General features: G+C 65.0%; 21 protein-coding genes. 5 read left to right on the top strand and 16 right to left on the bottom strand.

Features of this window, described 5'->3' with window-relative positions; all coding sequences use genetic code 11:
• Positions 1 to 81 precede the first annotated feature (81 nt).
• Positions 82 to 552 (bottom strand): 30S ribosomal protein S7, encoded by a 471-nt coding sequence (gene rpsG / locus Q0L25_RS18380; RefSeq protein ID WP_066584022.1) that lies wholly within the window; start codon positions 550 to 552, stop codon positions 82 to 84.
• Between the two features lie 31 nt (positions 553 to 583).
• Positions 584 to 955 (bottom strand): 30S ribosomal protein S12, encoded by a 372-nt coding sequence (gene rpsL / locus Q0L25_RS18375; RefSeq protein WP_022691828.1) that lies wholly within the window; start codon positions 953 to 955, stop codon positions 584 to 586.
• Between the two features lie 352 nt (positions 956 to 1,307).
• Between rpsL and Q0L25_RS18370 the strand changes: the two genes are divergently transcribed.
• Both Q0L25_RS18370 and Q0L25_RS18365 read left to right on the top strand, forming a co-directional pair.
• Complete coding sequence (locus tag Q0L25_RS18370) at positions 1,308 to 2,072, top strand: hypothetical protein (RefSeq protein WP_296616802.1); 765 nt, start codon at positions 1,308 to 1,310, stop codon at positions 2,070 to 2,072.
• Between the two features lie 53 nt (positions 2,073 to 2,125).
• The gene (locus Q0L25_RS18365) at positions 2,126 to 2,614 is read left to right on the top strand and encodes a polymer-forming cytoskeletal protein (RefSeq protein ID WP_296616800.1); all 489 of its coding nucleotides are present in this window, start codon (positions 2,126 to 2,128) and stop codon (positions 2,612 to 2,614) included.
• 25 nt (positions 2,615 to 2,639) lie between these two features.
• Here the strand turns inward: Q0L25_RS18365 and Q0L25_RS18360 are convergent, their stop codons facing one another.
• A complete protein-coding gene (locus Q0L25_RS18360) occupies positions 2,640 to 3,104 on the bottom strand; it encodes an MAPEG family protein (protein WP_296616797.1) in 465 nt (154 codons plus the stop codon).
• A 57-nt stretch (positions 3,105 to 3,161) separates the two neighbouring features.
• On the opposite strand from Q0L25_RS18360, the gene Q0L25_RS18355 reads away from it, so the two are divergent.
• Positions 3,162 to 3,614: a GFA family protein gene (locus Q0L25_RS18355; RefSeq protein ID WP_296616794.1), complete on the top strand. Its 453-nt coding sequence runs from the start codon at positions 3,162 to 3,164 to the stop codon at positions 3,612 to 3,614.
• On the opposite strand, the gene Q0L25_RS18350 is transcribed toward Q0L25_RS18355, so the two are convergent.
• From Q0L25_RS18350 to Q0L25_RS18315, 8 genes are all read right to left on the bottom strand, one after another.
• The gene (locus Q0L25_RS18350) at positions 3,611 to 5,020 is read right to left on the bottom strand and encodes a hypothetical protein (protein ID WP_296616793.1); all 1,410 of its coding nucleotides are present in this window, start codon (positions 5,018 to 5,020) and stop codon (positions 3,611 to 3,613) included. The genes Q0L25_RS18355 and Q0L25_RS18350 overlap by 4 nt on opposite strands.
• A 48-nt stretch (positions 5,021 to 5,068) precedes the next feature.
• Entirely contained in the window at positions 5,069 to 6,262 is a 1,194-nt protein-coding gene (locus tag Q0L25_RS18345; protein ID WP_296616791.1) for a S41 family peptidase, read from the bottom strand.
• Positions 6,263 to 6,344: 82 nt separating this feature from the next.
• Entirely contained in the window at positions 6,345 to 7,742 is a 1,398-nt protein-coding gene (lpdA, locus tag Q0L25_RS18340) for a dihydrolipoyl dehydrogenase (RefSeq protein ID WP_296616788.1), read from the bottom strand.
• A gap of 19 nt (positions 7,743 to 7,761) precedes the next feature.
• Complete coding sequence (locus Q0L25_RS18335) at positions 7,762 to 8,244, bottom strand: endonuclease domain-containing protein (protein ID WP_296616786.1); 483 nt, start codon at positions 8,242 to 8,244, stop codon at positions 7,762 to 7,764.
• On the bottom strand, positions 8,241 to 8,603 hold the full coding sequence (locus Q0L25_RS18330) for a hotdog domain-containing protein (protein WP_296616784.1): 363 nt from the start codon (positions 8,601 to 8,603) through the stop codon (positions 8,241 to 8,243). Before Q0L25_RS18330 ends, Q0L25_RS18335 begins: the two co-directional genes overlap by 4 nt.
• Entirely contained in the window at positions 8,600 to 8,935 is a 336-nt protein-coding gene (locus Q0L25_RS18325; RefSeq protein WP_296617798.1) for an acyl-CoA thioesterase, read from the bottom strand. The genes Q0L25_RS18330 and Q0L25_RS18325 overlap by 4 nt, the downstream gene beginning before the upstream one ends.
• 56 nt (positions 8,936 to 8,991) lie before the next feature.
• Positions 8,992 to 9,204, bottom strand: a complete 213-nt coding sequence (locus Q0L25_RS18320) for a hypothetical protein (protein ID WP_296616782.1) — start codon at positions 9,202 to 9,204, stop codon at positions 8,992 to 8,994.
• 10 nt (positions 9,205 to 9,214) lie between these two features.
• Positions 9,215 to 10,522 (bottom strand): pyruvate dehydrogenase complex dihydrolipoamide acetyltransferase, encoded by a 1,308-nt coding sequence (locus Q0L25_RS18315; RefSeq protein WP_296616780.1) that lies wholly within the window; start codon positions 10,520 to 10,522, stop codon positions 9,215 to 9,217.
• Between the two features lie 142 nt (positions 10,523 to 10,664).
• On the opposite strand from Q0L25_RS18315, the gene Q0L25_RS18310 reads away from it, so the two are divergent.
• Entirely contained in the window at positions 10,665 to 11,120 is a 456-nt protein-coding gene (locus tag Q0L25_RS18310; RefSeq protein WP_296616778.1) for a universal stress protein, read from the top strand.
• Positions 11,121 to 11,126: 6 nt separating this feature from the next.
• Here Q0L25_RS18310 and Q0L25_RS18305 read toward each other — a convergent pair whose 3' ends face one another.
• Entirely contained in the window at positions 11,127 to 11,318 is a 192-nt protein-coding gene (locus Q0L25_RS18305) for a hypothetical protein (RefSeq protein ID WP_296616776.1), read from the bottom strand.
• Positions 11,319 to 11,523: 205 nt separating this feature from the next.
• On the opposite strand from Q0L25_RS18305, the gene Q0L25_RS18300 reads away from it, so the two are divergent.
• Positions 11,524 to 12,819 (top strand): M20/M25/M40 family metallo-hydrolase, encoded by a 1,296-nt coding sequence (locus tag Q0L25_RS18300; RefSeq protein ID WP_296616774.1) that lies wholly within the window; start codon positions 11,524 to 11,526, stop codon positions 12,817 to 12,819.
• Between the two features lie 33 nt (positions 12,820 to 12,852).
• Here the strand turns inward: Q0L25_RS18300 and Q0L25_RS18295 are convergent, their stop codons facing one another.
• The 4 genes from Q0L25_RS18295 to Q0L25_RS18280 are packed head-to-tail and all read right to left on the bottom strand — an operon-like array spanning position 12,853 to position 17,176.
• Entirely contained in the window at positions 12,853 to 13,998 is a 1,146-nt protein-coding gene (locus tag Q0L25_RS18295; RefSeq protein WP_296616772.1) for a DSD1 family PLP-dependent enzyme, read from the bottom strand.
• 5 nt (positions 13,999 to 14,003) lie between these two features.
• Complete coding sequence (locus Q0L25_RS18290) at positions 14,004 to 15,284, bottom strand: D-arabinono-1,4-lactone oxidase (protein ID WP_296616770.1); 1,281 nt, start codon at positions 15,282 to 15,284, stop codon at positions 14,004 to 14,006.
• A 24-nt stretch (positions 15,285 to 15,308) separates the two neighbouring features.
• Entirely contained in the window at positions 15,309 to 15,995 is a 687-nt protein-coding gene (locus tag Q0L25_RS18285) for a TetR/AcrR family transcriptional regulator (RefSeq protein WP_296616768.1), read from the bottom strand.
• Complete coding sequence (locus Q0L25_RS18280) at positions 15,992 to 17,176, bottom strand: MFS transporter (protein WP_296616766.1); 1,185 nt, start codon at positions 17,174 to 17,176, stop codon at positions 15,992 to 15,994. Before Q0L25_RS18280 ends, Q0L25_RS18285 begins: the two co-directional genes overlap by 4 nt.
• Position 17,177 lies beyond the last annotated feature (1 nt).

Raw genomic sequence — 17,177 nt, 5'->3', positions numbered from 1 at the left:
GCTACCCGCTATGTAGGTAATTAAATTACCAATACCAGACCGCCGGCCCCACCTCAGCGGAGCCGGCCGATCCAGTCTTGCTTACCAGCGATAATGGCTGAAAGCGCGGTTCGCTTCGGCCATGCGATGGGTGTCTTCGCGCTTCTTGACCGCGTTGCCGCGGTTGTTCGACGCGTCGAGCAGCTCGCCCGACAGGCGCGCCGACATGGTGTTCTCCGACCGCGAACGCGCGGCCGAGATCAGCCAGCGGATCGCGAGCGCCTGAGCACGCTCGGGACGCACCTCGACGGGAACCTGATAGGTCGCACCACCGACGCGGCGGCTGCGGACCTCGATGCCCGGCTTGATGTTGTTGAGCGCTTCGTGGAACACCGCGAGCGGGTCCTTCTTGGCGCGGGTTTCGACGGTGTCGAGCGCGGTATAGACGATGCCTTCGGCGACCGACTTCTTACCGTCCAGCATCACCGAATTCATGAATTTCGACAGCACCTCATCCCCGAACTTGGGATCAGGTAGGATTTCCCGCTTCTCGGGACGACGACGACGAGCCATTGCTCCATTCCTTCCTTAGTACCGAGACAGCTTACTTCGGACGCTTCGCGCCGTACTTCGAACGGCTCTGCTTGCGATCCTTCACACCCTGCGTGTCGAGCACGCCGCGCAGCACGTGGTAGCGCACACCGGGAAGGTCGCGCACACGGCCGCCACGGATCAGGACCACCGAGTGCTCCTGAAGGTTGTGGCCTTCACCGGGGATGTAGCTGATGACTTCGCGCTGGTTGGTCAGGCGAACCTTGGCCACCTTGCGCAGAGCCGAGTTCGGCTTCTTCGGAGTCGTCGTATAGACGCGGGTGCAGACGCCGCGCTTCTGCGGATTCTGCTCCATCGCAGGGACCTTGGACTTGGCCTTCTGCGGGTCACGGCCCTTGCGGACCAACTGGTTAATCGTCGGCATGAAGCCCTTCACCTTTTATGTTACCAGAAACCTCTGGCGGTTACTTTGCCGGGAGCCATTGTTAGCGAATGCGAAAAAGGACCAAGGGAGCGCCTTTCGGCTTCCCGGGTCCGCGTCTTCCGGCAACGTTCAGCTCTTACCCGCGCGGCACGAATGCCGAGTGAGCGGGCGCGCCTATAGACGGGGAGTCGGAAACGGTCAACGGGGGGCGGCGGGTAAAGGTCAACGGTCCTTCCGGGAAACGCGAGGTTCCTCTACGCGATGCAAGCCGCGAGGGCGATCGGTCAATTGCGGTCGATGCGGTCAACGGAATTTTACGCGCTGCTAACTCACCTCCCGCTAAGGCGCGGGCGTGCAACCTCCCGGCTATTCCCTTCCCGCCATCGTGGCGCCCAGCAAGCCGCTGCCCCACGCGGCGATGTTGGCGCTGGTGGGGCTGGCGATCGCGGGGAGTCCGATCAACGCCACATTGCTGCCGCTGGTCCTGGGGTTCCTGATCGGAAAGCGTGCTCCGCTTCGGCTGTGGCTGATCGCTCCCCTCACCTGCCTGGCCGCGGTGACGGCCTTCCGGCTAGCCGGCCTGCCGTGGATCGATTGGTCCCACCTCTATATCGGTCAGGCCGAAACGTCGCCGCGGCTGTCGAACGACGCCCCCTCGCTCTGGGCGATTATCCAGGCACTGCCCTGGATCAATCTTTTGCCGTTCGGCGGACTGGCACTCGCGTCGGCGATCGGGGTTGCGGCATGGCTCGCAGCGCGGTTCGCCTGGCGTCGTCCGAGCGATCGTGATCTGGTCGCGAGCGGGACGGCGACGAGCCTCCTGTTGGTCGGGCTGCTGCCCGGAATGCATTGGAACAGCTTCCTGCCAGTCACGGCCCTCACTGTGTTGGTGGCGCTGCTGATCGAGAACCGTAGGTCCTGGCACATCGCGGCGCTGACCTTGGCCGGAACATCATTGGGTCTGGCAGGGCATCTGACCGGAATGCCGGGCTGGGCAATGCTGGGCGCTGTGCCGATGATTGCCGCGACCCTGCTTTCGCTGCGTCCTATGCTCGTCTCGCCTGCCAACGACAACGGCCTGCCGCTCAACCCGGTTCGGCCCTATCCCGCCGGATGAGGAGTTGGCTAGGCTGGCGCGCGGGACTCGGGACTCGCACAAAGGGGTATGGGATGTTCAACAAGCGTGACGCCGCGCCGGCGCCAACCTATCAGCCTGCGGCCACCACGGCGCGCCGGACCAACGGCAGCTCCGGCGCCGGCTTCTCGGTAATCGGCGCCGATGTCGTCGTGACGGGCAATGTCCGCGCCTCGGCCGACCTGCACATCGAGGGACGGATCGAGGGCGATCTCGACTGCGGCAGCCTTGTCGTCGGGGCGGAAGCGCTGATCCAGGGACAAGTCCGCGCCGAGACCGCGCGCATCGCCGGCCGGATCGAGGGCGCGGTGTCGATCCGCCAGTTGACGGTCGAAGCGGGTGCGCGGATCACCGGCGATGTCGAATACGAAACGATTTCGCTCGAAACCGGCGCGCATGTCGACGGCCGGCTCAAGCATTTCTCCGCGCAGGCCACCGCGGCAGAGGTGACTGTCACGCCGGTGTTGGGCTCCCCGCGCGAATTCAAGATGATCGACGCGCCGAGCGAGGAGGAAGCCGCCTGATACCAAGGCGCGGGTACGCCCGCGGTCAGATCGTCATATTGTCCATCGCCGCGTCGTAAGCAGACTGGGCACTGGCGATATCGACCGCGAAACCGATCCACATCGCCATCAGGACGATCACCGACACCCAGAAAGCGGGTGCTCGGATCGAGATTTTACGCAGCACAACATGGCCGACGCTGTGGACCACGCGCAGCACGACATAGACCCAGGCAAGCGCGACTTGCACGTGGCTGGCCTGATGCGTGACCAGCAGTAGAGGGATGAGCGCGAAGAACAGGACCGGCGCTTCGAACAGGTTGCGGAGATTGTTGGCCGGCATCTCGACCGGCTGGAAATAGCGCATCGCCGCCTCACCGGTGGCGAAGTCTTCAGGGCGCGGCGGGTTCGTCTTCATATAGCCGGCCCGCGCGACCGCCACCCACACCATCACCACGAAGCTGAGCGCCGCGAGCGCGATCGCCGGCCACAAGATCGCGAAAGTCTGCATCCTCTTTGCTCCCCATTTTTGTTAGCATCAGGCTGCCCCAAGGCATGGAGGAATGGAATGGCGAAGTGGACATTGCCGATGGAAGGTGGATGCCGCTGTGGTGAAGTGCGCTTTCGGGTCAGCGCGGCGCCCATGTTCACCGCGATTTGCCATTGCACGGGATGCCAGAAAATGACCGGCGGCGCCTATTCGACCACCGTAGCGGTGCCGCGCGGGGGCTTCGCGCTGACCAAGGGCGAGACGGTGATCGGCGGCCTGCATGGCGAGCGGCTGCATCATCAGCATTGCGACTATTGCAAGAGCTGGGTCTATACCGATTTCGAGCCCGACATGGGCTTCGTCAACGTCCGCGCGACGATGCTCGACGATCCGAGCTGGGTGACGCCGTTCGTCCAGAATTACACCAGCGAGGCCCTGCCCTGGGCATTGGTCGATTCTCCGCATTCGTACGAGAAGTTCCCGTCGATGGAGGAGTATCAGCCGCTGCTTGCCGAGTTCGCGCGACTTTAGCTCGTCAGCATTTCGGGATAATCGCTCGGCGCGGGCGGTAGCGTTGCCCGCGCGACGATGCCGCCTGCCACTACCAGCCCTACCGCAGCCAAGCTCGCGATCAGCACGCGACGGGAGGGTGGCGCTTCGGCGACCAGCAAAACGACGCCCAACGCCACCGCGATCATCGGCCACAGATGATAGCGCAGATCGGCGGCGATGCTGATCGCGATGAAACTCGCCTCGAGCGCGAGCGCGGATATTACCAGCGCCAAGGCCAGGTCGCGCGCCGGGGAAGCGGCACGGCGCAGTGCCTCGACCAGCGCGGCCACCGCCAGCGCCAGCCAGACGATCGGCCAGCCGAGCGGCGTATCCGCCAGACCCTCCGTCCGGACGATCCACCATGACGCCAGCCGGCCGGGATCGCCCAAGCCGAGCTTATTGGGTTGGGATTGTGAAGGAGGCCAATCGTTCATCAGCCCTCTGCCGACCAGCCAACGCTGCGTCATGTTGAAATGCGCCAGTCGATGCTCGGCATAGGCCAAAGGATGGCGGATCGCGGCATGGGCAAGCTGCAGATACATCGCGCCAACCGGTCGCGACGCGAGATCTTCGACGGCATCGGCACACGGACCATCGCCCAGCGTGTCCCAGAAATAGGTCTTTACACATCGGTCGCGCCGGAGCGCGGCGATCCCCGCCACATCTATCCCGGTCGCATCGGCATCGCCGGTCCGCACCGCGATCGCCGCGAGATCGAACAAGGGCTCGGTCGTGCGCACGCCACTGGGGGCCGCGCCGAACAGGTCCGCGTCGATCAAGGGCGTCAGCACTATGATTGCCGCCATCCCGACGAGCGCCAGCGTCATCCGGACGGGCCATCTTCCACGCGGCAGCAGCATCACCGCCAGCGGCACGGTCGCGAACAGCGCATTGGCTCGGACCAATGTCGCATAGCCCAACAGCACGATGGCGAATGCCGCGGCCGCCCAGGGCACGCGCTCGCCGCGAAGACGCCACCATCCGACGGTGCCGACCGCCGCCAGCATCGCCGCGACCATCTGGACGTCCTTGAGCACGGCCCATTGCCACACCGCGAATCCGGGCAGCGCTCCGATGCCGAGCACCAGCGCGCCCGCGCGCGGACGGCCGGTGCGTACCAATCCGCCAGCGAGCAAACCCAGCCCCAACCAATAGAGCACGATCTGCAGGGCCATCATCGGCCCTGCGCCCCCACCCAGGACGTGGAGCAGCGACCAGAGTCGCGCCATGGCCGGCGGATGCCAATCATCATATTGCTCGCTCAGCACCTGCCGGAATTGCTCGTCGCTGTCATATTCGGCGAGCCCCGGCCAACCCGCCGCGACCATCGTCACGGCGAGCAACGCAGCCGCCCATGGGAACCAGTATCGACCTAACGTCCGCATATCCTGAGCAATCAGCACATCATGCTCGGCGGCGCGACCTCCGATTGGCTATCGACAGGGCTTGAGATCGACGTTCTCACGCGGCCTTCCGGCGATCGTATAGATCCGTTCCGCAGGGAACTTCACACGCAGCCCGGTGCGGGGCAGGTCGAAATCATAGACGGCCCCCTTCAGTCCCGCCATCCTCGATCCGCACGCGGTCTTGCCGAGAGCCATGAAGCCGACGGCCAGACCCTCTCCCATGCTGCCCGTCCAATGGCCGGCACGGACGCTGACCGGGCCGGGATGATATTTGCCCGGGCGAGGCAGGACGTATTCGACCCATTGTCGCTTGATGCCTGTTTCGCGCTCTTCCGAGGGCAATTGATGCATCTGATAGGGCATCGGCCTGGTCACGAACCAGCCCATGATCGCGCGGGCGATCGCGGACGTGCCGCCCGAAGGCGTGTCGGTCAGGTCGATCACTATTGGCGCATGCGCAGGAACCGTCGCCATCGCCGTGTCGAACGCCTTGATCGTGTCGAGATCGCCGATCGAATTGTTGAAGCGGATCGTCGTCACACCGCCGGCCCTGGTGACGGTCAGCGCAGGCCGATCGGGCTGGTGCGCCGACCAAGTATAGAGATTGTCGAGCGTCAGGTCGCGCACCTGGTTGCCGCGTTTGAAGACAAGCTTACGCGGCCGGTCGCGGCGTCCCGCCACCAGCACCTGGATGGCGTAGCGCTCGGGATTGTCGTAGCGCCCGCCCTTCGCCACTTGCGGCAGCCCCAGCCGATCCCAGAACGCCTTCACCGCGACCTCCGGCGGGACGCCGTCGATCGATAGCAGATAGTCCCCCGGCTTCACGCCCGCCGACGCTGCCGGGCTCCCTTCCCGAACCGCGCCAACGACAAAGCCGCCGTTCTCGTCGATCCATAAGTCCGAATAGCTCGGTACGATCGCCCAATCGTCCCTGAACGACTTGGCGGTCAGCGCATGGCTGTCGGCCAATGCGGTGATCATGTCCTCGGCATAATGGAGCAGCGAGTCCGCATCATGCACGTCGTCGCGCTCGGCATCGAGTTGCGGCGAGGACGGCACTTTCCCGCCGGGCAGATCGTCGAGATAGGCGTAATTGTCGCGGATCAGGTCGGGCAGCGCCTTGGCATCGGCGGCATAGTCCGCGGCGGAGAATTCGGGTGCGGGCGCGGAGGCGGTCAAGACCAACAGGCTGACGATCGCGAGTGTTGCGGTACGGCGCATCGAATTCCCCTGCCCCTCCACCATTTGCTCCGCATATGGTCCCCCTCCCCGAGACAGGCTCGGGGAGGAATAAATCACATCGTCAGATGTGCAGCGCCCTTCCGTATGCTCCCAAGACGCTTTCGTGCATCATTTCGCTCAAGGTCGGGTGCGGGAACACCGTTTCCATCAGCTCGGCCTCGGTCAGTTCCCCGGTCTTGCCGATCGTATAGCCCTGGATCAGCTCGGTGACTTCCGCGCCGATCATGTGCGCGCCGAGCAATTCTCCGGTCTTGGCATCGAACACCGTTTTCACGAAACCCTCAGGCTCGCCGAGCGCGATCGCCTTGCCGTTGCCGATGAACGGGAAGTTCCCGACCTTGACCTCGTAGCCCGCTTCCTTGGCCTTGGCTTCGGTCAGGCCGACGCTGGCGATCTGCGGGTGGCAATAGGTGCAGCCGGGAATGTTCTTCGGGTCCATCGCATGCGGATGCTTGCCGGCGATCGCCTCGACCGCGATCACGCCTTCGTGGCTCGCCTTGTGCGCGAGCCAGGGCGGCTGGGTGACGTCGCCGATGGCGTAGATACCGTCGACATTGGTCTTGCACATGCCGTCGGTCACGATGTGGCCGCGGTCGGTCTTCACGCCGAGCTCCTCGAGCCCGATATTCTCGGTGTTCGGCAGGATGCCGATCGCGACGATGACGTGGCTGAAGTCGGCGGTCGTGACCTTGCCGTCCTTGTCCTTGATCGAGGCTTTCACGCCATTGGCGCCGACCTCGAGCTTGTCGACGCCTGCCTTGGTCATGATTGTCATGCCCTGCTTCTTCAGCTGCTTCTCTAGGAAAGCCGACACATCGGCATCCTCGACCGGGACCAGGCGGTCCAGCATCTCGACCACGGTAACCTCGGCGCCCATATCCTTGTAGAAGCTGGCGAACTCGATCCCGATCGCGCCCGAACCGATGACCAGCAGCTTGGTCGGCATTTCAGTCGGCGTCATGGCGTGGCGATAGGTCCAGACGCGCTTGCCGTCGGCCTTGGCGAAGGGCAAGTCGCGCGCGCGGGCGCCGGTCGCGACGATGATGTTCTTCGCAGTCAGTTCGGTTGCCTTGCCGTCCTCTGCAGTGACGGTCAGCTTGCCCTTTCCGGTCAGCTTGCCGGTGCCCATGTGCACGGTGATCTTGTTCTTCTTCATCAGGTGCGTGACGCCCTGATTGAGCTGCTTGGCAACGCCGCGCGAGCGCTTCACTACCGCGTCGAGATCGGCGCTGATCTTGTCGGCGACGAGGCCATAATCCTTGGCGTGCTGCATGTAATGATAGATTTCGGCCGAGCGCAGCAGCGCCTTGGTCGGGATGCAGCCCCAATTGAGGCAGATGCCGCCGAGTAATTCGCGCTCGACGATCGCGGTCTTCATGCCGAGCTGCGCCGCGCGGATCGCCGCGACATAGCCGCCGGGGCCCGAGCCAAGCACGATGAGGTCGTAGGTTTCAGCCACTGGGGAGGTGTCCTTCGTCTTACTGCTCCCTCCCCCCTTGCGGGGGAGGGCCGGGGAAAGGGGTTAGCGGCGGGACCGGCTCGACGCCGGTCGCGCCGCTATTCAGCACGTCGAGAATGGATGTGAGCACGGCTTCTCGCCGCGCCAAGATGTCGTTGTTATAGTAGCGTACGATGCGAAAGCCTTGCGCCCGAAGATAGGCGTCACGTTCGGCGTCGTAGTCGTTGTCGATATGCTGCGAACCGTCCGCTTCGATGATCAGCCGCGCTTCGAAGCAGACGAAATCGACGATGTAGCTATCGAGTTGTTGCTGCTGACGAAACTTCCAACCTGCTAGTCGTTTGGCGCGCAACAGGCGCCACAATACCGCTTCTGCTTCGGTCGGGTTGCGTCGCATTTCGCGCGCTCTGGCGAGCGCGCGCCCTCTCCCTCCCACCGCCTTGCGGCGGCGGGCCCCTCCCTCCCCCGTAAAGGGGGAGGGTGAAGGCTTCGGCTCGCTCATCGTTCCACCGCGACGAACACGAACCGCCCCTCCGCCACCTTGGCCATCGCCTCGCCATGACGGTCGCGTTTCCAGGCTTCGGTGGCGATAGTGAGCGAGGTGCGGCCCTCGCCGACAACCTCGGCCCAGACAGAGAGTTCGTCGCCGATATCGGCGGGCGCGAGGAATTTGAAGCCGTCGGCCGCGACGACCGGGGCGCGTTTGCCCGTGCGGCGTGAGGCGAGGCTGCCGCCGGCGAGCGACATCTGGCCGAACAGCCAGCCGACGAACGCGGTGCCGTAGGGATTGGCGTCGGCGGCCATCACCGTCACGCGGATGTCGGGCATGCGCTCCGGTGGCGAGATGGGAGCGTCGGTCATTCGACGACCACCGGCCGCGGTTTGCGGTCCTGGTCGATCGCGACGAAGGTGAAGCGCGCTTCGGTCACCTTGCGATGATCGTCGCGGTGGCGATCGCGCGCCCAGCATTCGACGTCGATCGTCATCGACGTGCGCCCGACCCTGGCCAGTTGCGCATAGACCGACACTTCGTCGCCGATATGCACGGGGGCGTGAAACTGCATGCCGTCCATCGCGATCGTGACCGCGCGACCGTGCGAGTGGCGCGCGGCGACCAGGCCGGCGGCGGAGTCCATCAGGCTCATCAGCCAGCCGCCGAAAATGTCGCCATAGGCATTGGCGTCGGCCGGCATCGCGGTGACCCGGATCGCGGGCTCGCGGGCCGGCGGGCTAACGGAGGCCGCGTCGCTCACGCGTCGCGCCGCCCGCTGCGATCGGCGCGCCAGGAAACAAGGAACGGCTTGAAGCCGAAGCCGATGACGAACGCCATCGCGATCAGGCCGATCGGCCAGATCGCGGCGGCGCCCTGCGGATAGCCCCACGCCGCCGTCGCGGTGATAAGGTACGTTACGATCGCGCTCGCGACCATGTAACACGCCTCGGCAAGAGTCCGCGCGGACATCGCCCGTGCCTCAGGCGAGCATGCCGAGCGGTGCTTCGATCAGCGCCTTGAACGCCTGCATCAGCTCGGCGCCGTCGGCTCCGTCGATCGCACGATGATCGAAGCTGCCGGTCGCCGACATCACGGTGGCCACGCCGAGCGCATCGTCGATCACGTACGGACGCTTCTCACCCGCGCCGATCGCCATGATCATGCCCTGGGGCGGATTGATCACCGCCTCGAACTGCTTGATCCCGAACATGCCCATGTTCGAGATCGAGGCGGTGCCGCCTTGATATTCCTCGGGCTTCAGCTTGTTGTCGCGCGCCCGCGCGGCGAGGTCCTTCATCTCGGTCGAGATCGCCGCCACGCCTTTGGTGTCGGCGTGCGTGATGATCGGCGTGATCAGGCCCGACGGCGTCGAAACCGCGACCGAGATGTCCGCCCGCTGGAAACTGATCAGCTGGTCGGGCGTGAACATGACGTTGCACTTCGGCACCTGGATCAGCGAGGCGGCGAGCGCCTTGATCAGCAAGTCGTTGACCGAGAGCTTCACGCCACGCGGCTCGAGGCTCTTGTTGAGGTCGGCCCGGAGCTTGAGCAACGCGTCGAGACGGATGTCGACCGTCAGATAGATGTGCGGGACTTGCTGCTTCGATTCGGTCAGGCGGCGCGCAATCGTCTTGCGCACGTTCGACAGCTTGGTCGCCTCGTGCGGGATATCGGGGATCGTGGCAGGCTTGACCGGAGCCGGCGCGGCGGCGCCTTCGGTCGCAGCCGGGGCCGGTGCCGATGCCGGAGCGGCAGCACCGGGCTTCGCGCCTTCGACATCGACGCGGACGATGCGGCCATTGGGTCCCGAGCCGACCACCGAGGCGAGATCGACACCCTTTTCGGCCGCGATGCGGCGAGCGAGCGGGCTGGCCTTGACGCGATCGCCAGGCGCCACCGTCGCGGGTGTCGGAGTCGGAGCCGGCGCCGCCGCAGGAGCTGCTGGCGCCGGTGACGGAGCAGAAGCGGGAGCAGCTTCGGCCTTCGGTGCTTCCGTTTTCGGAGCTTCGGCCTTGGGTGCCGTCTTCGCCGCCGACGCGTCTTCGCCTTCAGCCGCCAGAATCGCGATGACCTGGCCAACCTTCACATTGTCGGTGCCCTCAGGAACGACGATCTCGGCGATCACGCCTTCGTCAACCGCTTCGAATTCCATCGTCGCCTTGTCGGTTTCGATCTCGGCCATCAGGTCGCCCGACTTGACGGTGTCGCCGGCCTTGACCAGCCATTTTGCCAGCGTGCCCTCCTCCATCGTCGGTGAAAGCGCGGGCATCTTGATCTCGATGGGCATTCTGCGTCCTCTCGGGCGTCCTGGGGAGGCGGACTAGGAAGCGGCTCCTTCGCGCCCGACACGCTCCGGGTCAAGACCGCGGCGCTTGCGCGAGCGCGCGTTCCGCGTCACCTATCGCACGAACGAGGGGAGCCGGGCGCACATGCGCATCTATCTGGTGGTGGTCGACGACAGTCCCGAAGCGGAAGTCGCACTGCGCTTCGCGGCCCGGCGTGCGGTCAAGACCGGGGGCGGCGTCGAGATCCTGTCGATCCTGGCACCACAAGAATTCATCGCCTTTGGCGGCGTCCAGGCAACGATCGAGGCCGAAGCGCGGCAGCATGCCGAAGCCATTATCGCCGGCGCGGCGGGCACGTTGTTCGAGGAATCGGGGCTGAAGCCGGCGATCACGCTGAAGCAAGGCGATGCGCCCAAGGTCATTCGCGAGACCATCGAAGGCAATCCGGAGATTGCCGCACTGGTGCTCGGTGCCGCGCCGAGCGGATCGCCGGGGCCGTTGGTCAGTCATTTCGCCGGAAGCGAGGCCGGAACGCTGCCAGTTCCAATCATGGTGATCCCGGGAAGCCTGGATCGCGAGGCGATCGATCGGCTCAGCTGAGCGCCCTCATCCGCCATCCCTGGTCCGCAAAATAATACCGCGATCGGCCGGCGCGATTTCTACCTGATCGAGCTTGTCGATCAGTTCCGCAAACAAGTCGTCGTCCGTAACGGGAAAATGGCGCGTAAAGCCACCACCCAACAATTCCAGGTCCCTGTTCGTCAGAAACCCGAACGCGACTACGCGTTCCGTGGCCATAACGCACGCCTCCTGTTATTGAGACGAACGTATCTTAACTACGTAAGTGCCAATCGTTTCGCAGGCGTTGCGCAAATATTGTTCATATTGGGTTATTCTGCCCCGCGGTTCGATGAATCCGCCTGCTCGGCAGAAGACCGGCACAGCTAGCGGGGCCAACGTCTAATTTCGTTGCGCGGACGATGGCATCGCGTCAGGCTATCGCATGCGCAAAGTCCTGATGCTCGCCCCGCTGTTCGTCGTTTCCGCAGCTCCCGCGGTCGAGCGCCCCTCTCCGCTTCGCATGAAAGCGACCGTGAGCGCGCTGGTCGGCTTCGGCACGCGACACTCGCTCTCCGATCCCGACGATCCCAAACGCGGAATCGGAGCAGCCCGAGCCTGGGCGAAAGCGCAGTTCGATGCAATCGGGGCAGCATGCGGCGGATGCCTGACGAGTGAGACGATCGCGCGCAATTTCACCGGTCCACGCGCGCCCAACGGGGTGAACATCGTCGATGTCCTGGGGGTGCAAAAGGGTTCGGATCCCAATCGCGTGATCATCGTCGGCGGGCATATCGATTCGATCGTCGGTGATGTCATGGACGCCAAGGCTGACGCGCCAGGGGCCAATGACGACGCATCGGGTGTCGCGGTCGTTCTGGAAGCGGCGCGAATCCTGTCGAAACGGAAATTCCGCGCGACGATCGTCTATGCGGTGTTCTCCGGCGAGGAACAGGGATTGTGGGGCGGAAAGCTTCTCGCCGACACTGCCAGGGAGCGCGGCTGGAAGGTCAGCGCGATGCTCAACAACGACATCGTCGGCAATTCGATCGGTCAAGGCGGCGTGATCGCCAACAAGAGCGTGCGGGTATTTTCCGAGGGTATTCGCGAGAGCGAGGATTTGAAGGCCGATCTCGCGCGGCGGATGAATGGCGGCGAGGATGACGGTCCCAGCCGCGCGCTGGCCAAGACGATCGACCAGGTCGCGGCAGGCATTCCAGGCGGGCTGGACGCGTTCATCGTGCGCAGGCCCGACCGGTTCGGCCGCGGCGGCGACCACTTGCCCTTTCTCGAGCTCGGCTATCCCGCGGTGCGCTTCACTGTCGCCGCCGAGCGCTGGGACGGCCAACACCAATATGTCCGAAGCGAGAATGGCGTCGCCTATGGCGACACGATCGACAAGATGGATTTCGCCTATCTGGCCAAGGTAGCGGCGATCAACATCGCGACGATCCGCCGGCTCGCCGCCGCGCCTGCCGCGCCGGAGGGCGTGACGGTCCAGGGTGCGTTATCGCGCGACACGACTGTTCGCTGGCAACCGGTCGATGGCGCCGCGAAATATCGCGTGTATTGGCGCCGCGCCGATACGCAGAATTGGACAACCAGCCGCGATGTTGCCGGCGCGACCGAGCTAGTGCTCAAGAACGTGCCGATCGACGACAATTTCGTCGGCGTCTCAGCGGTGGCGGCGGACGGATCGGAAAGCCTGGTGACGTTCGCCGGGCCGGCACCGCGGCGGTAGAGCGCGACACCTTCCGGCACCGAACGACTTCGGCTACCGCGACCGCCCTCGCCCCGATACCGGCCAGATCGCATCGAGCGTCTGGCCGCGCACGACATGGTAATTGTCGTAGAGGTTGACCGTCGGGTCGCAATGCGGCGTGCGGAGCGAGACGCGATCGCCGAGCGCGAGCGAGTCCGGCAGGGTCAACAGCGCACCATGTTCGTCGCCCATCAGGAAGAAGCGCGCGCCATCGGCTGCCCCGGTCTCCACGGAGGGGAGCGGCGCGTCGGTCGCCATCGACTTGATCCCGGCGTCGAGAGTGAAAAGGCCGGGCGTGTTGGCGCTGATCACGCTGGTGTCGATCATCAGCGAGGTCTCGAATGGGATCGCTACGCCCTCCTCGCCGGTCAGATCGCAGGCGCGATATTCGTCGTCCATGAAAATATAGGAGCCGACCTGGAGCTCGGTGAAGATGCCGAGGCCAACATCGATACGGTGCGTCCCGGTGCCGCCTCCGGTGACGATCTCCGGCGCGCCGCCGGCCTCGGCCAGGGCTATGATGATGGTGCGGAGATAGTCGGCGCGTTCACGCATCGCTGCTTCGCGCTCGGCGAAGGCATGGATGTGCTGGTGCGAGCCGCAATAGAATTGCACACCGCGATAGACCAGCGCCGGGAGCGAGCGGATGACCTCGAACAGTTCCACCGCGGCCTCTGGAGACGCGACTCCGGTGCGGTGGATGCCGGGATCGACATCGATGATCACCGACAATTTGGCGTCGCCAGCCCGCTCGACCGCTTGCGCGATGGCGCGCGCATTGTCCGGATTGTCGACCACCATCATCAGGTCCGCCGACCGCAGGTTGAGCGCAGCGAGCCGATCGACTGCCGGCGCCGGCACGACCGGAGAGGTGATGTGCAGACCGGTGATCCCGCCATCGGCCAGTGCTTCGGCCTCGCCGATCTTCGCACAACACAACCCGATCGCCCCTGCCGCGATCTGGCGCTTGGCAATGTCGACGCTCTTGTGGGTCTTGGCATGGGGGCGAAGCTTGAGTCCGTGCGCGGCCGCGAACGTCGCCATCCGCGCGATATTGCTGTCCAACCGGTCGAGATCGAGCACAAGTACCGGCGTGTTGAGGTCGCGCCGAGACCCCTGGCGACCGATCAAATGGGCATGCAGTTCCAGATCGTTCACGTAGGTCAGCTCCGTGCGGGAGGGGTCAGGCCGAACAGGCGGGCAAGGTCGTCATTGACGAACTTCTGGCCCGGATCGACGGTTTCGCGGACGCGCAGGAAGTCGCCGGTGCGCGGATAGAGGCGAGCGACATCGTCAGCGGTCATGGTGTGGCGCTTGGCCCAATGCGGGCGACCGCCCGAACTGCGCAACACCGGCTCCATCTCGGTAAACAGGTCGCGCCAGGGCATCCTGGCATATTGGTGGAACGAGATGGAAGCGGCCGGGCCGATGTGGAACGGGCTCATCCAGATGTCGTCGCCTGCCGTCAGGCGGAATTCGAACGGGAAAGCGACCGGGAGCTTGCGGCGGCGGATATAGGCGATCGCCTCCATCAAAGTCGGCAGGCCGGCCGCGCGCGGCATTTCATATTCCATTTCCTCGAACCGGATCGTGCGGTCGGACGGAAAGACGCGCCAGGCGGGCCCGGTCCGCTGGGTCGGCTTGGCGCTCATCCTCATCATGAAGCGCTGCAGCGTCGGGATCAGCTTGGGCACGCGGCGCCCGATTTCGCAGATATTGCGGAAGATCGATTCGTCGATGTCGGTGGTGTGCTTCAAGTCGCCGCTGCCCTCGACCGGGTGGAGCGTCTTGAAGATCACATAGTCGGCGTACGGGAAGACGAAGAACTCGAAATGGCGGGTGGCAGCACCGAATTCTTCCCAGCGCTCGGCCATCTCGGCGAGCGGGCGGCGCTCGATCCGTTCCTCGAGATAATAAGCCGGCAAGACGTTGATGCGGATCCGCGTGGCGACCCCGAACAGCCCGAGCGACAGACGCTGCGCCTGATAGAGGTCGGGATTCCGATCGGGCCCGCACTCGACCAGACTGCCGTCGGCCAGCATCAGCTCAAAGCCACAGGCCTGGGTCGACAGGCTACCGAGCTCCGCCCCAGTGCCGTGCGTGCCGGTAGCCGTGGCGCCGGCCAGGGATTGCGGGTTGATGTCGCCCTGATTGATCAGCGACAGCCCCTCGGCCCACAAGGCCTCGGTCAGCCGATCGAGCCCCCAGCCGGCCGGCACCCAGGCGGTGCGGCGGTCGGGCGCGATGTCGATCCCGCCTTCGTAATCGCGCATGCTGAGCAAGGTCCCGGAGGTCTCGCACAGCGGCATGAAGGAATGGCCGGCGCCGGTGACACGCACTTTGTCGGCAGCCTGGATCAGGCCCGCCAGTTCGACCCGGGTCTTCGGACGCTCGATACGCTGCGGACGGGCGGCGACGCTGCCCGACCAATTGTGCCACTCCATGCCTGCTCTCTCCATCGGCAGCGGTCAGTCGAAATGCTCGAGATAGCGTGCGAACATCACGCACACTTCGCGGTTGATGATGTCGGCGTCGCGATCGGGTTCCTCGACCACCATCTCGCTGGCCGAGTAACCGAGTTCGACGATCAGGCGGCAAGCGACCTGGATCCGGCGCTCATCGGTATTGGGATATTGATCTCGCAACGTCTCGGCGAACGCGGCCGCCACCATGTCGCGCGAGCGGATACGCAGATCGTTGAGCAGCGGCACGGCGCGCAACGCGCGCCCGATCGCGATGCCGCCGGGGAATTCGCGGTGGACCGCAACCATTCGCTCCTGAATCGCGATGCTCTTGGCGAGTCGTTCTTCGAACGTCGCGCCGGTCAGACCGCCCTCGGCGGCCCATATCAGCACCTCGTCGTCCTGGGCGCGCATCAAGCGGTCGCCGAGCTCTTTCAGCACCGCATATTTGTTCGGGAAATAGCGATAGAGCGCCGGCGGAGTCAGACCGGCACGTTGACAGATCAGGTTGGTGGTGAGCTGTTCGAACCCGATCTCGCGCAGTAATTCGCCGGCCACATCGAGGATCAGTTCGAACGTGTCCTGACCGCGCGCCTGGATCGGGCGATGCTTGGTCGCGAGTGGAATCGCTCGGCGCCGGCGCTTGCCGGCCGGCTTTGCTGCGGTCTGCGAAGGTGAGGAGGCTGTCATCATGCGACGAGGGAGTGGCTTTTCGCCCGCACAAAGTACAGCAGCATGACGATCACCAAAGACGTCGCGAGAAGGCCGACGCCCAAAATGAGGCTTTGGCGCATCTCCGTCTCACCCACGAACAGCGACGCCAGGAACGGGCCCGCACTGCAGCCAAGCAGGGCCGCGCCCGACCCGAACATCGCCGCGCGCCGTGTCGGGTCGGCATCGATCACGAGAGGCGTGAAGAAAGGCGAAGCGAACATCCACAGGAAGCCGAACATCGCCGATACGGTCAGGAAAACGGTGACGCCGGGCAGATAGGCGAAGACGACCATCGCGGCACCCATGCCGAGCAGTGAAACGACGAGCATGAGTGTGGTCGGAATACGCCCCGCAGCGAGGGTGGCGAGCAACCCGCCTACGACTTGCGCACCGAGCGACAGCGCCATTGCCAGCCCTGCCGTGCCCGCGGGATGCCCCGACTGGCGCGACAACGGCTCGACATAGATCCACACCGCCAGGATGCCGGCATTGAACGCGAAGGCGGCCGCGAGCGCGACCAGACCGCGCGTGCTCAACCGCCCGGTCGGCTGGTCGGGGTCGACCGGCAACACCGCCAGGCTGTTGGGCACCAGCAATCCGGCGAGCCCGGTCGCGACGCCGATCGCGGCAAGCACGGCGAACCCCGCCCCCACCCCAGCCGGCCCCTCGACCAGAGCGCCCAACGCCGCGACGATCACCGCCTGCGCCAGCGTCTGGACGGTCAGGTAGATCGCGGCCCAGCGGTCGGGGCGTGCCGAACGCACGATCATCGCGGTCATCAGCCAGATCAGCGCACCGCTCGGAATACCGTTGAGGCCGCGGACGAGGACCACTGTCCAACCGTCGACGACGACCGATAGTGCGTTGAGCCCGGCCATCGCCAAGCCGCACAGGATGGTCAGAAGCCGTAGGTTCCTGATGCCATAGAGCGGCCCGGTCAGCCCCGCCGCAACGCCCATCGCCAGCAATTCGGCGGTTCCTGCCTGACCCAGCTGCGCCGGGCTGATCCGTCCCGACGCTTCCAATCCGCCGAGCAGCAGCGGGCCTACTCCCGCGAACAGGATGCCGGCGACGCCCGCGAACAAAATCGCGCCGATCTGGGCCGCGCCGGGGCGTGGTCCGATCCAACCATATTCGCTCTCACTGGCGATGACGGTCATT

The sequence above is a fragment of the Sphingomonas sp. genome (assembly GCF_024508665.1).
Taxonomy (GTDB): Bacteria; Pseudomonadota; Alphaproteobacteria; order Sphingomonadales; family Sphingomonadaceae; genus Sphingomonas.
The sequence above is the reverse complement of the archived record's forward strand: the minus strand, read 5'-3'. Positions and strand labels throughout refer to the sequence as shown.